Source organism: Capnocytophaga sp. G1920 (assembly GCF_051417515.1).
Genome location: NZ_JBPRKH010000005.1, coordinates 123,415 through 137,763 on the forward strand (window position 1 = coordinate 123,415; position 14,349 = coordinate 137,763).

The window sequence follows — 14,349 nt, forward strand, 5'->3', positions numbered from 1 at the left end:
CGCCTCGAAACCCCCTTTTTAACATTTTTAGCACTGTTGTATCATATTATGAACCAACCACTTATATACCCTTTCTATACCAATCGTCCAAGATTCGTATAAGCTTCCTATAAGCTCTCTATAAGCTAACCCCACCCATCTTATAGCTCATTTTTTACCTCTCTCCTAAATCACTCCTTCCGAATCTCTCCGTTTCCTTCCGAATCCTTCAGGTAACCCCAGCACATCGCCTTTGCGGTATACACTTTGCCAAAGTTAATCGCCCGTAGCTTTTCCGTCACCGCATTCTTCCTTTGAAAGAAATCCGCAAGGTTGGGTGTTTATACAACAATAATGACCGTCGCTTCTCCCCCTAATGCCTATGGCCTATGGCCTAAGGCTTTTGCTAATAAAAAATTATTTTGTACCTTTGCCCTTATATTTACATTTAATTAAAACAGTATTAAAATGAAAAACATATTTATTATTTTATGTGTGATGAGCATTAGCATAGCCTGCTCTCAGCAAGAAAAGGAAGACCCCTCAACAAAAGATAATAACGATTATTTAAAAAAAGGAGGGTGGAAATTAGTTTGGGAAGACGATTTCAACCGCGACGATATCTTTGTCACCAAAATATGGTCAAAAATATGGCGTTGCGATAAAGCTGATTGGTGCAAAACAATGAGTCAAGACGCTAGCTTGTTCGAGATAAAGAATGGCAATCTTATCCTCTTAGGCAAGCCCAGTACAGACCCCGCCAAAGACAAGTCTAAATATATCACCGGGGGTGTTTCTACCAAGGACAAAAAATACTTCGAAAAAGGACGCTTAGAAATCCGTTGTAAGCTCGAAGCCACTCAAGGAGCCTGGCCTGCTATCTGGATGACACCCGATGCTCCTTGGCCTACGGGTGGTGAGATAGACATCGTCGAACGACTCAATTACGAGCCTTTTGTACACCATACGGTACACTCCACTTACACCCAAGCGGGCAAAAAAGACCCTACCAAGCGCACCCCTAAAAGCACCGCTACAGCTCCTATCAACCCCGATGATTATAATATCTATGCCGTAGAGCTCGACACCGATGAATTGCGCTTTTATGTAAACGGCAAACAAACTTTTAGTTATGCACGTGTGCCCGAGAAAGAAAGTGAAGGGCAATTCCCCTTTGCTCGCCCCTATATGTTGCGCATCGATATGCAATTAGGCGGTAGCTGGGTAGGCGAAGTAAAACCTTTTACCAAACCGGTAAGAATGTACGTAGATTGGGTGCGTTTTTATCAGAAATAATAATCCCAAATAAAAAAAATAACATTTTTATTTTGGTAGTTCTGAAAATAATAGTAATTTTACGCCCCAATTTTAATAAATACTATAATTTTTATGGAAGAAGGAAACATCAGAGTGCGCTATTCCGATAAGGAATTAGAAGAATTTAAAGCACTTATAGAAGAAAAAATCAAAAAAGCACAAACCGATTTAGAGCTTATCAAGAGTTCATATATGAACAGTGCCACTAATGGTACCGACGATACATCTCCCACTTTCAAAGCCTTTGAAGAAGGCTCTAAGGTAACCAGCAAAGAGGAAAATACCGCATTGGCTATTCGTCAAGAAAAGTTTATACGCGACCTCAAGAATGCACTTATCCGTATCGAAAACAAAACCTATGGCATCTGTCGTGTAACAGGTAAACTCATCGATAAACGTCGTCTTATGGCAGTACCTCACGCTACTCTTAGCATCGAGGCTAAAAATATGCAATAGCCATACCCCAAAAATGACGCTCACCGAGTACCTACACCAAGAAACTCAAATCAACACCGAGACACTTGCTTTTATCAATAGCCTATTTGAGCAACAAGAGTACAAAAAATACCACTTGTTGCTCAAAGAAGGCTCCCATTCCAAACAATTGTTTTATGTTGAAAAGGGACTCTTGCGCCTGTTTTATAACAAAGAAGATAAAGACATTACCCACACCTTCCTTTTGGAACAAATGTTTTATTTTCCCGTAGAAAATATCTATTTCTCCCAGCCTTCGCTCTTCTCTTTAGAAACGCTGGAAGACAGTGTAGTATGGGTAGCCTCTTTCCCCGAAGTAGAACGCGTAATAAACGAACACCAAGAACTCGAACGCCTAATGCGATTTCTATTAGTGTCAGCTATCAAATCGCTTACTGAACGCCTACATACTATAAAATTCCAAACTGCCCAAGAGCGGTATGACCTTCTCTTGCACACTTATCCTCAAATACTTCTGCGTGCCCCCTTAGGGCACATAGCTTCTCTATTAGGTATTACTCAACAAACCCTCAGCGTTATTCGTGGAGCAACTCGCACAGGTGATAAAGGGGTAAAATAATTTGCTATTTCAAAAAATAGTTGTATATTGCGCCCATCAAACAGTGTAATAATACCCTATTTGTCTATGCAAACAAAAGAAAAATATCAATTAGAAGTTACCGTAAACGCCTCTCCGCAATTGCTCTATCAATACATCTCTACCCCAGCAGGTCTCGCTTCGTGGTACGCCGACGATGTGCGCGCTAATGAAGAAATCTACACTTTTGTATGGAATGGAGTAGAAGAAGCTGCTCAGATATTGCGCAAAAAGTTGGACGACCATATTCGTTTCCATTGGGAAGACGATAACGACGCTTCTACTTATTTCGAAATCAAAATCAATGTGAATGATATGACTCAAGAAGTCTCCCTTATCATTACTGATTTTGCCCTCCCTAATGAAATAGAAGAAGCCAAACAGCTTTGGGAGCTCCAAATAAACGACCTTAAAGCTAAAATAGGAGCAAGCTAAATATGAAACTCAATTATAACGGTAACCTCATTACCGATAGCGATACCGTCTTAACTATTAAAAACCGTGCTTTCCTCTACGGCGATGGCGTGTTCGATACTTGCAAATACAGCTACCAAAAACTAATCTTTTGGGAAGAACACTACCTGCGCCTAATGGCAAGTATGCGTATCTTGCGTATGGATATCCCTATGGTATTCTCTATGGAGTACCTCGAAGAGGAAATCCTTACACTTATTAAAGCCAATAGTCTCGAAAATAATCCGGTACGAGTGCGTATTACTGTTTTCCGTAAAGATGGTGGTAAGTATACGCCCATTACCAATGAGGTAGATTATATCATAGAAACCGAAGTGATGAACAATCCTTTCTATGTACTCAACGAAGAACCCTACGAGGTAGAACTCTTTAAAGACTTTTTTGTACAACCCGACCTCTTAGCAAATGTAAAGCACATTAATCGCACGGTGAACGTGTTAGGCAGTATCTTTGCCGAAGAAAACGACTATCAGAATTGCATCTTGCTCAACAGCAACAAGAGTATTGCAGGAATGCTCAACGGCAACCTGTTTGTAGTGCAAGGAAATGCCTTAAAAACGCCCCCACTAACCGATGGAGCACTCAGTGGTATTACCCGCAAGATGCTTATCAAAACCCTTAATAAAACCGAAGACTACGAGGTGATAGAGACCTCTATTTCACCTTTTGAACTTCAAAAAGCCGACGAGCTGTTCTTTACCAATAGTCTTGTAGGGATTCAGCCCATCAGTCAGTATCGTAAAAAAGCATATCCTTGTACTACTGCCAAAAGCCTTATCGGTAAACTGAATACTAGTGCCCGATTTGGAGTGGTATAAGTGTGAGCCACACGGGCAATTAAAAAGAGGTGAATAAATTATGAATGTTGAGATTAAAAAACTTAAGGAGAAAAAAATATTGGTTGCCATTAGTGGCGGTATCGATAGCGTAGTACTCGCACATTTACTGTACTCTCACGGTATAGAACTGCTTTTAGCACACTGCAACTTTCAATTGCGCGGAACAGAAAGTGACGGCGATGAGGCTTTTGTACGCACTTTTGCTGCGGAACTTGGCGTTCCTTTAGAAGTAAAGCGTTTTGATACACATCAATATGCGAGTTCTCATCAGTTGAATACTCAGTTGGCTGCTCGCGAATTGCGCTATCAGTGGTTCGATGAGCTGGCAAGCACCCATTTCTGCGATGCTATCGCTACGGCTCATCACGCTAATGATAACCTCGAAACCTTCTTTATTAACCTTTCCAGAGGTAGTGGTTTAGAGGGGCTTTTAGGCATTCCAGAAGAAAAAGATACTATCATACGTCCGTTATTGCAATTCTCTCGTCAGCAGATATACGAATATGCGCAAGCAAAACGCCTTAAATGGCGTGAAGACAGCAGTAATGAAACAAATAAATACGTGCGCAATGTAATTCGACACGATATAATACCGAAATTAGCATTAGTACACCCTAATTACTTAGAGAATTTTAATCAAACGCAGGAATACTTACACCAATCAGCGCGATTTATAGACTTTTATATAGAAAAACTCAAAGAAACTTGTTTTGAAGGACATAATCCTATACAAATAAACATAGAAAAACTACAAGCTGTTCCTGAATTGGACTTTGTTTTACATAAACTCTTCTACCCTTATGGATTTGGCAATGTAAAAGACCTCAAAAACCTATTGCTGAATGCCGAAGCGGGTAAACAAGTACTTTCGCCTACCCATATCCTCATAAAAGACAACACTTGTCTTTGGTTAAAGCCCAATGAAGCAAAACGCAGTTTAAGTTTGCTGATTTCGGAAGATATGGCTGAGGTATACGACCCCGTTCATCTTCGTTTTGAATTTATAGAGGGCAAGGTGAAAGTGAAAAATCCAATCCCTACTGAAATATATGTAGATGCCGACAAATTGCAATACCCACTTATGTTGCGCTATAAGAAAGAAGGCGATGTGTTTTATCCTTTTGGAATGAACAGCGAGAAGAAGCTCAGCAAGTTCTTTACCGATGAGAAATACACCCAAATAGAGCGCGAAGAGCAAGTGCTTTTATGCAGTGGTGAGGATATTGTGTGGGTAGTAGGCAAACGCTTAGACGACCGTTTTAAAATTACCAAAGATACCAAAAGAGCAGTAAAAATTAGCAAATTAGAGAATTAGGAAATTAAAAAATGGTGACGGAAAGTCGAAGGTAATGTGGCGGGAACTATTCTTTCGGGTGGGGTTTTCTTAAAGAAAATATAAAGCTATGACAGCTATAATACTCTATTTGACCTCATATAAAATAATTTTATTTCGTTTATTTTGCTATTTCATTTTTTTGTTGTACCTTTGGCACATATTTTAAAGAAATCAACCTCATAGTATTATGTTAAGGAAATTATATCTCTATGTGCTATTGTTCGTATCGGTTTCGGCGTTTTCGCAAGTGAAAGTGGAAGGAACAGTGATAGATGAACTAAGCAGCAAGCCTTTGCAAGGGGTAAAAGTGCGTGTAAGCACTTCTCCGCGCGAAGCAGTTACCAATAGTAAAGGTAAGTATACGCTTCAATTGCCAGAAGGGGAACACTTGCTACTCTTCTCCCTTAGTGGTTATAGCAGTGCTGAGCAACTCATTTCATTAGGAGACACTCATCCTTACACCGTGCCTACGGTTTCCCTCTCGGGCGACTATCAGCAGGAAGCTGAGCAATTGGCAGTGATTACTGAAAGCGAACTAGAAGACGACGAAAGTGGTGCTGATGCGATGTCGGGACTTTTGCAAAGTTCACAAGACGTGTTTATGCGTAGGGCGGCTTTCGATTTCAGTTCGGTGTTCTTCAAACCTCGTGGTTATGACTCCAAAGACGTAACGGTGCTCATTAACGGTATCCCGATGAACCGACTTGAAAACGGTCGTGCCCAATGGGCGAATTGGGGAGGGCTTAACGACATTACGCGCAACCAAGAAATGAGTAACGGATTGGTAAAATCCGACTATACTTTTGGGGGATTGATGGGGTCTAACTACATCAATATACGTCCGTCGCTTAATCGTGCAGGGCTTCGCGTAACGACTTCAGCCAGCAACCGCAGTTATACTGGTAGACTGATGGCTACTTACAACTCCGGTGTACAGCGCAACGGATTGGCGTATATGGTTTCGGCTTCACGCAGGTTTGCGCCTCAGGGTAGTTGGGTAGACGGTACGCTCTACAACGCTTATGCTTTTGCAGCAGGAATAGAATATCAGCTTAATAACCATAGTAGCTTTAACCTTATAGGAATGTTTTCTCCAGTGAAGCGCGGTAAGACCTCGCCACTAACTCGTGAGGTACTCGATTTGATGGGCTACCAATACAATCCTTTTTGGGGTAAACAAAATGGCGACAAGCGCAATTCGCGTAACCGTATCGTTTCAGAGCCTATTTTCGTTTTCTCTTATAACTATTTGAAAAACGACACGCGCCTGAATGTGGACTTAGGCTATCAGTTTGGCGAAATAGGTAATACGCGTATTAGTTATTCGAATGCTCAAAATCCTGAGCCTAATTACTATAAACTTCTGCCAAGTTATTACTTAAACCAAAACCCTTCTGACCCCACGATGGCAGCCTTACAGAAAGACTATTTCTTAACGCATTCCCAACTGGACTGGGAAGAGCTTTATCGGGCGAACTACAACACTACCGATAAGCGCAGTGCTTTTATTGTGAGCAATGATATCAATCGCGAACGCACGTTCTCAGCCAATGTGAACTTTTCTACGCCTATTCACGAAAACATCAAATGGACATCGGGTGTAGTGTACCGCAATGTTTCTTCGGATAACTTTGCTGAAGTAGACGATTTGCTTGGCGGTGATTACTTTATGAACTACGATTACTTTGAAGGGAAGCCTTACAATGCCGATGAAACAGATATGAAGAAAAAGGAAGGCGACAAATGGAATTACTTTTATGCGCTTAAAAGCAATGTAGCCGAAGTTTTCTCGCAGTTTGAATTTACGTTTAAAAACGTCGAGTTATTTATAGCAGGACGTTACCATTATACTGATATCCAACGCGAAGGTAAGTTCAACTATCCTCTCTATGCTGATTCTTACGGAAAGGGTGCTATGCAAGTGCAAAACGGAATGAGTACCAAAGCTGGACTTACCTACGCACTTACCGGTCGCCATTTGTTACAAGCGAACGTGGGCTATTTTAATACACCACAATCAGTGCGCAATATCTATGCAAATGTGCGCAATTCTAATCGCTTGTTGCCTAATATCAAGAACGAATTGGCTTACACTGCCGATGCGAGTTATATTTTGCGTATGCCTTACCTAAAAGGACGCCTTACAGGGTTCTTTACCGAGATAGAGAATACTGCGGAAACAAACTTCTTCTATACTGAAACGGCTCTTACTGATGAAATAGACAGAGACTTTGTGGCTCAAACGGTAGAAGGCATCAAGAAGCGCCATTTTGGGTTGGAGTTTGGAGCGGAAGCACAACTTATACCTACTCTTAAACTTACGGCTGTAGCTTCGGTAGGACAATATACTTACATCAATAATCCGTCGCTTTACATTTCATCAGGAGAGGTGAACAAAGCTATTGATGAGGTAACGATGAAGAATTACCACGTGCCCAGCGGTCCGCAACAAGCCTATTCATTAGGTTTGGAATATCGCCACCCTAAGTATTGGTGGGTAGGAGCAACGGCTAATTTCTTGGCACAAAACTACGTATCGTTATCGGCTTTGAACCGCACTTCGCAGTTCTTTATAGACCCAACCACGAAAGCGCCTTTTACTAATATTGATACTGACTTAGCTCGGAAGCTTCTCAAACAAGAACGTTTAGACGATGTATTCTTGGTAAATCTTGTGGGTGGTAAGTCGTGGAGACTCAACAAAACCTATGTAAGCCTAATGGTGAGCGTGAATAACTTGTTTGACACTCAATTCCTTTCAGGAGGTTTTGAGCAATCGCGTACTGCCAATTATGGCAAGATGGTACAGGACAACGCACAAGGCGTGCCTTCGTTTGGCAATCGTTACTTTGTGGGTTACGGACGTACTTATATGGTGAACTTAGCGGTGAGCCTTTAGTGCGAGCCGCACAGGCAGTTAACAAGGTAAAAGGTAAAGTTTTAAAAGTAGCCTTGCCTACTTAGTGGGCAATTGTAGAGTAAGAACAAAACAAAACGTTGTTCATTTGAACATTAATAAATATAATGAATAAAAAATCTATTTTCAGAAGAGGGGCTTTAGCGCTCCTTGTAGTAACTACTGTATTAGTAAGTTGCTCTAAAGACAACAATTCAAACCCTGACCCCAACAATCCTAAAGGGACACCCTATATGATTTTTACCACTGATAAAAAGGTGGGGAGCGAAATAACACTGACAATAAACGCCAAAGAAGCGGATAAAAAAGATGTGTGGGTAGACTTAAACAACAATGGTGTGTACGACAGCGGTACTGATGTTCGCCTAAGTGCTACTACAGCAAAGTATAAGCTACAGGGCAATACTGTGAGAGTTTACGGTAAGGTAACGACTTTCTATTGTAATGATAATGAAGTGACTTCGTTAGATGTAACTCGCAATACCGTATTGGAGACATTGGATATGAGCCATAATAAAATAAAAGAAGTAAACTTGCACAATAACACTGAGCTTGCTTATTTGAAAGTATCGGCTTTGCCTCTTGAAGGGTTAGATCTTACCACTAATAAAAAGCTGAAAGAATTACGCTTTAACCTTACCTTTTCGGGCGAAAAACTCAAGAGAGTTGTGAGCACTATGCACGAAAACGGCGGGGGCACTGTTTATATGAACCCAAGAGTTAAAGACAATCCAGAAGAGCAAGCTACAATGCAAACGTTGAGAAACAAGAAATGGACTATAGGACATTGCGAATAAGCAAACCTTAAAATAAAACAAAACACTGATAACTGTAAACTTATAGCCATATGAAACTAAACCTATTAAAACCAGTGGCGATAGCCCTACTTACGGCATTCGCTATTACATCGTGTGTAAAGGACGACGATTATGATATTCCCGATCCTAACGGGAAAAAGCCACTGCCTGACTATAGCGGTCAAGTAGTAAGTTTTGCTAACGTACTCACGAAAGTAACTGCCTCAGTGGCTACCTATACTGCTGATGAAGCTATTGAGGGGTATGTAATATCTAGCGATGAAGGAGGTAACTTCTACAAGAAAATCTACATACAGAACGCTGATAAGAATCAAGGACTTTCAGTAGCGATTGACAAAAAAGGTCTTTATACCGAGTTCCCCATAGGAGCTAAAGTACAATTGCGCTTGAAAGGCCTTGCCACTCAGCTTAACAACAGTGCTATAGAGGTAGGTTATGGCACTTATACTGCCAAAAGCGGAAGAGTGAGTGTAGGCACAATGGCTGAGGCGATTTATAAAAAGCACTTGTTTGACACAGGTGAACGCAAGACTGTTGCCGAATTAGCCAAAGTGAGTAACTCTATACAAGAAGTATCTACCGAAGCACACGTAGACCAGCTCATTACCCTTAAAGGGGTACATTTTCCTACTGATGCCGTAGGTAAAACACTATTTGTAATTCCAGATGCCAATGCAAAAGATAAAAATGGCACTAATTACAAGCTTACCGATGCTAATGGGAAGACTATTATCTTCAGAACTAGCAGTTATGCTGAGTTTAAAGACGAAAAAGTGCCTGCCGGTGAAGTGGAAGTAACAGGAGTGCTTACCAAATTCAACAAAGAGTACCAATTTATGATAAGTAATTATGCTGATTTGGTAGTAAAAGGAGGTACTTCTACCAGTACACAAACTGGTACACAAACCTCTACGACTGTTGAGACCTTAGAAGCGAGCAATGCTACTGTAGCTGATTATGTAGTAGGCAAAACCGTAAAACTACACGGTACGACAGTAGTAAAAAGCGGAAGAACCTACATTGTTTTCAAAGATGGGACTGAAATACAAGTATTTTCAGCTAAGGGCGTAACTATTTCAGATGCAGCTAAAGAAAAATTGGCAACAGAAGGTTATGAAATAAACGTTACAGGAGTCTTTACTGATTATGCCCTTAAAAATGGTACTGTTGTAAAAGAAATACTGTACAGCAAAGAAAGTGATATAGAATTTATAAAAGCACCTGCTGCGATTACTTACGTAGATGTAGACGCTACAACCGCTACTCTTGCCAGTGATTACCAAGTGGGTAAGCACGTAAATTTAAAGAATGCCACTCTAAAAGTTGAAGGTGGAAAATCTTACGTTGTTTTCTCTGATGGTAATAAAATACAGTTGTACTCTCCTAATCTCAAATCTTTTAGTAAAGACGCTCAAACTAAATTGGGTACTGACGGACAAAAGCTCACTTCAATTAAAGGAAAATTTGAAGATTATAGTGTAAATGGAAATACCGTACATCAATTGGTTTATGCTGTGGAAGGTGATATTGTATTTGGTGATACCCCAGTAGTACAGCTTCCTGAGCTAAATGCAGCTACCGCTACTGTTGCTGATTTCAATAAATATAAAGACAAAAAAGTGAAATTAGAAGGTGTCATTACAATAAAAGACAGTAGTACTTTCTTTGAATTCAAAGATAAAACAGAAGTACAAGTGTATGCTACTAGTACTGTATTTAAAGCGTTATCCAAAAAAACTAAAGCCAAACTGAAAACAGCAGATACCAAACTTATTGTTACAGGCACTCTAGGAGAATATACCAAGGATAATGTAATTATTAAGCAAATTAAATACGAAAAAGAAGCCGATTTAGACTTCCAGTAGAAAAGAAGTTTTTTGGATTTATTCAAGAAGAGTGAGCCTTTTTGAAGGCTCACTCTTTTTTTGTCTTTGCTATTTCGCTCGAAAACATATTTCTTTCGTAATATTTGCATATTAAATAAAAAGCACTATCTTTGCCCTCAAAAGAAAATAAAAAAGAAACCTATGGCTTTATTTCTTAGCGTACTTCCGATAGTGCTACTCATCTATTTGATGGTTAAAAAGAACGCACTTCCCTCGTATATAGCACTCCCGCTTATTGCAGGATTGGTGTATGTGTTGCACCTAACTTATTTTGAAGGCTCTTTTGTAGCCGTAAATGCTAACTTTATTAAGGCTATCATATCGGTAGCTACGCCTATTACGGTAATATTTGGGGCGGTGCTCTTCAACCGAATGATGGAGATGACAGGGGCAATGAATGTGTTGCGCCGTTGGTTAGGCAACATCAGTCCGAATCCTGTGGCACAGCTGATGATTATAGGCTGGGCTTTTGCCTTTATGATTGAAGGAGCCAGTGGTTTTGGTACGCCTGCGGCTATCGCAGCACCTTTATTGGTAGGATTAGGCTTCAAGCCGTTGCAAGTTGCCATTCTCACACTTATTATGAACTCGGTACCGGTATCGTTTGGAGCGGTGGGTACCCCTACGTGGTTTGGTTTTGGTACGCTTATCGGTAATGGAGCTATTTCCGACTCCGAGCTTTCCGACATAGGTAAGATTACGGCTATTGTGCATCTGTTTGCTGCTTTTGTAATTCCTGTGATGGCACTCAAGGTAATTGTATCTTGGCAACAGATACGCCGAAACATAGTTTTTATACTCATTAGTATTCTCTCGTGCACGGTGCCTTACGTGGTTATTGCGTGGTTCAATTACGAGTTCCCCGCTTTGGTAGGAGGGGCTATTGGGCTCTTTATCTCGGTGGGCATTGCAAGCAAAGGAATAGGACTATCTAAAACTGATAACCGTGAAGTACATCACGAGAAGGTAAAATCTTCAGAACTCATCAAAGCCCTTTTTCCTACGGCTTCACTCATTATCATTTTAGCACTTACCCGCATTAAACAACTTCCACTAAAAGCACTTTTGAATGATACAACTGAGTGGTTTACTATAAAATTGGGTTATCTGGGCGATTTTGAGGTTACTAAAGGACTCATTTTTTCGCTGAACAATATTTTTGCTACGGGCGAAAATGAAAGCTACAAACTGCTCTACGTGCCTGCACTCATTCCGTTTGTAGTTACAGTACTCATTTCCATTCCGTTGTTCTCGCTGAAATGGAAGCAAACCAAAGAGCTTTTTTCGGCTAGTTTTGTGCAGATACAGAAACCTTTCTTGGCTTTGGTGGGTGCGCTTATTATGGTAAATGTAATGCTGATGGGAGGAGAAAACTCTATGGTGCAAATTATCGGTCGCGGATTGGCACAAGCCACAGGCAGTCACTGGACGATCTTCTCAGCGTATTTAGGAGCGGTAGGTTCTTTCTTTTCGGGCTCTAACACCGTATCGAACCTTACTTTTGGAGCCGTGCAATACTCGGTTGCTAATACCACAGGACTTTCGGTGCCTCTGATACTCGCTTTACAATCGGTAGGCGGAGCGATGGGTAATATGGTATGTATCAACAATATTATTGCGGTATGTTCGGTATTAGGCATTGATAAAGCCGAAGGGAAAATAATGAAAATTACCGTTGTACCTATGATGATATATGGAGTGATAGCTGCGCTGGTAGCGTATCTCATTATTCCGCTAATATTCTGATAGGTAAAGGGATATTGCTATAATTTATAACAAAGCTCTTTTGTTCTTAATTTTTTAGATGTATATTTTTAGTAGTCTATCGCGCTACTACTCCATAAGTGAGTTTCTTGTAGCTCATATCTATCCTTTTTTCTTATATAGGATAGGAGACTTAAGTCTTGGGTATTCTTAGAGTTTTCTACGATTTTTTAAGGACAAATAAAGAAATATTGAAAAATTATAAATCTTATAATCAACCACTTACCAAATTATTAAAAACTTTTTTGAAAAAAAATGTATAAAAATTTTGTAGGTAATAATAAAAGGTGTACCTTTGCACCCGCAAAAGAGGAGAGTAGTGCCTTTGGAGCGGAAAAAACAACACGTACCTTGACATAATGTTGTACAGCACAAAGAAGATTTAAAGGATTGAGTGAAACCTGAAGTCAATAACTTGAAGATCGGTTAGAAGATATAAAAGAATTTAACGATGAAGAGTTTGATCCTGGCTCAGGATGAACGCTAGCGGCAGGCCTAACACATGCAAGTCGAGGGGGAAGTTACTTTCGGGTAACAGAGACCGGCGTACGGGTGCGTAACGCGTATACAATCTGCCTTTCACTGGGGGATAGCCCGAAGAAATTTGGATTAATACCCCATAGTATAGTAGTGTGGCATCACACAACTATTAAAGCCTTGGTGGTGAAAGATGAGTATGCGTTCTATTAGCTAGTTGGAGAGGTAACGGCTCCCCAAGGCGATGATAGATAGGGGTTCTGAGAGGGATGTCCCCCACACTGGTACTGAGATACGGACCAGACTCCTACGGGAGGCAGCAGTGAGGAATATTGGACAATGGTCGGAAGACTGATCCAGCCATGCCGCGTGCAGGATGAAGGTCTTATGGATTGTAAACTGCTTTTGTAAGGGAAGAATAAGGACTACGTGTAGTTTGATGACGGTACCTTACGAATAAGCATCGGCTAACTCCGTGCCAGCAGCCGCGGTAATACGGAGGATGCGAGCGTTATCCGGAATCATTGGGTTTAAAGGGTCTGTAGGCGGGCTAATAAGTCAGAGGTGAAAGCGCTCAGCTCAACTGAGCAACTGCCTTTGAAACTGTTGGTCTTGAATGGTTGTGAAGTAGTTGGAATGTGTAGTGTAGCGGTGAAATGCTTAGATATTACACAGAACACCGATAGCGAAGGCATATTACTAACAATTAATTGACGCTGATGGACGAAAGCGTGGGGAGCGAACAGGATTAGATACCCTGGTAGTCCACGCTGTAAACGATGGATACTAGCTGTTTGGTTTAAGGATTGAGTGGCTAAGCGAAAGTGATAAGTATCCCACCTGGGGAGTACGTTCGCAAGAATGAAACTCAAAGGAATTGACGGGGGCCCGCACAAGCGGTGGAGCATGTGGTTTAATTCGATGATACGCGAGGAACCTTACCAAGGTTTAAATGGGGACTGACAGGGGTAGAGATACCTTTTTCTTCGGACAGTTTTCAAGGTGCTGCATGGTTGTCGTCAGCTCGTGCCGTGAGGTGTCAGGTTAAGTCCTATAACGAGCGCAACCCCTGCCATTAGTTGCTAACGAGTAGAGTCGAGCCCTCTAATGGGACTGCCGGTGCAAACCGAGAGGAAGGTGGGGATGACGTCAAATCATCACGGCCCTTACATCTTGGGCTACACACGTGCTACAATGGCCGTTACAGAGAGCAGCCACTGCGTGAGCAGGCGCGAATCTATAAAGACGGTCACAGTTCGGATCGGAGTCTGCAACTCGACTCCGTGAAGCTGGAATCGCTAGTAATCGGATATCAGCCATGATCCGGTGAATACGTTCCCGGGCCTTGTACACACCGCCCGTCAAGCCATGGAAGCTGGGAGTACCTGAAGACGGTTACCGCGAGGAGCTGTTTAGGGTAAAACTAGTGACTGGGGCTAAGTCGTAACAAGGTAGCCGTACCGGAAGGTG

The 14,349-nt window shown here is 41.3% G+C and carries 10 protein-coding genes and 1 rRNA gene; all 11 read left to right on the forward strand.

Annotation, left to right across the window (positions count from 1 at the left end; translation table 11 throughout):
• The first annotated feature begins 447 nt into the window (after positions 1-447).
• On the forward strand, positions 448-1,275 hold the full coding sequence (locus ACSQ7D_RS04815; RefSeq protein ID WP_437135554.1) for a glycoside hydrolase family 16 protein: 828 nt from the start codon (positions 448-450) through the stop codon (positions 1,273-1,275).
• A gap of 93 nt (positions 1,276-1,368) precedes the next feature.
• The gene (locus ACSQ7D_RS04820) at positions 1,369-1,752 is read left to right on the forward strand and encodes a TraR/DksA family transcriptional regulator (RefSeq protein ID WP_002673934.1); all 384 of its coding nucleotides are present in this window, start codon (positions 1,369-1,371) and stop codon (positions 1,750-1,752) included.
• A 13-nt stretch (positions 1,753-1,765) separates the two neighbouring features.
• On the forward strand, positions 1,766-2,350 hold the full coding sequence (locus ACSQ7D_RS04825; protein ID WP_002673935.1) for a Crp/Fnr family transcriptional regulator: 585 nt from the start codon (positions 1,766-1,768) through the stop codon (positions 2,348-2,350).
• Positions 2,351-2,416: 66 nt separating this feature from the next.
• Complete coding sequence (locus tag ACSQ7D_RS04830; RefSeq protein WP_002673936.1) at positions 2,417-2,803, forward strand: START-like domain-containing protein; 387 nt, start codon at positions 2,417-2,419, stop codon at positions 2,801-2,803.
• Between the two features lie 2 nt (positions 2,804-2,805).
• Entirely contained in the window at positions 2,806-3,660 is an 855-nt protein-coding gene (locus ACSQ7D_RS04835) for an aminotransferase class IV (RefSeq protein WP_437135555.1), read from the forward strand.
• 40 nt (positions 3,661-3,700) lie between these two features.
• A complete protein-coding gene (gene tilS / locus ACSQ7D_RS04840; RefSeq protein ID WP_437135556.1) occupies positions 3,701-4,996 on the forward strand; it encodes a tRNA lysidine(34) synthetase TilS in 1,296 nt (431 codons plus the stop codon).
• Between the two features lie 208 nt (positions 4,997-5,204).
• Positions 5,205-7,916 carry a carboxypeptidase-like regulatory domain-containing protein gene (locus ACSQ7D_RS04845; RefSeq protein ID WP_437135557.1) on the forward strand — a complete coding sequence of 904 codons (2,712 nt, stop codon included), beginning with the start codon at positions 5,205-5,207 and terminating at the stop codon, positions 7,914-7,916.
• 125 nt (positions 7,917-8,041) lie between these two features.
• Entirely contained in the window at positions 8,042-8,731 is a 690-nt protein-coding gene (locus tag ACSQ7D_RS04850; protein ID WP_437135558.1) for a hypothetical protein, read from the forward strand.
• 50 nt (positions 8,732-8,781) lie between these two features.
• On the forward strand, positions 8,782-10,617 hold the full coding sequence (locus tag ACSQ7D_RS04855; protein ID WP_437135559.1) for a DUF5689 domain-containing protein: 1,836 nt from the start codon (positions 8,782-8,784) through the stop codon (positions 10,615-10,617).
• A 162-nt stretch (positions 10,618-10,779) separates the two neighbouring features.
• On the forward strand, positions 10,780-12,384 hold the full coding sequence (locus ACSQ7D_RS04860) for an L-lactate permease (protein WP_437135560.1): 1,605 nt from the start codon (positions 10,780-10,782) through the stop codon (positions 12,382-12,384).
• Positions 12,385-12,850: 466 nt separating this feature from the next.
• Positions 12,851-14,349 (forward strand): 16S ribosomal RNA (locus ACSQ7D_RS04865); the annotation flags it as partial.

Bases quoted from the DNA above. Each gene is read 5' to 3' on its own strand.
- ACSQ7D_RS04815 (WP_437135554.1), top strand. From the start codon at position 448: ATGAAAAACATATTTATTATTTTATGTGTGATGAGCATTAGCATAGCC.
- ACSQ7D_RS04820 (WP_002673934.1), top strand. From the start codon at position 1,369: ATGGAAGAAGGAAACATCAGAGTGCGCTATTCCGATAAGGAATTAGAA.
- ACSQ7D_RS04825 (WP_002673935.1), top strand. From the start codon at position 1,766: ATGACGCTCACCGAGTACCTACACCAAGAAACTCAAATCAACACCGAG.
- ACSQ7D_RS04830 (WP_002673936.1), top strand. From the start codon at position 2,417: ATGCAAACAAAAGAAAAATATCAATTAGAAGTTACCGTAAACGCCTCT.
- ACSQ7D_RS04835 (WP_437135555.1), top strand. From the start codon at position 2,806: ATGAAACTCAATTATAACGGTAACCTCATTACCGATAGCGATACCGTC.
- tilS (WP_437135556.1), top strand. From the start codon at position 3,701: ATGAATGTTGAGATTAAAAAACTTAAGGAGAAAAAAATATTGGTTGCC.
- ACSQ7D_RS04845 (WP_437135557.1), top strand. From the start codon at position 5,205: ATGTTAAGGAAATTATATCTCTATGTGCTATTGTTCGTATCGGTTTCG.
- ACSQ7D_RS04850 (WP_437135558.1), top strand. From the start codon at position 8,042: ATGAATAAAAAATCTATTTTCAGAAGAGGGGCTTTAGCGCTCCTTGTA.
- ACSQ7D_RS04855 (WP_437135559.1), top strand. From the start codon at position 8,782: ATGAAACTAAACCTATTAAAACCAGTGGCGATAGCCCTACTTACGGCA.
- ACSQ7D_RS04860 (WP_437135560.1), top strand. From the start codon at position 10,780: ATGGCTTTATTTCTTAGCGTACTTCCGATAGTGCTACTCATCTATTTG.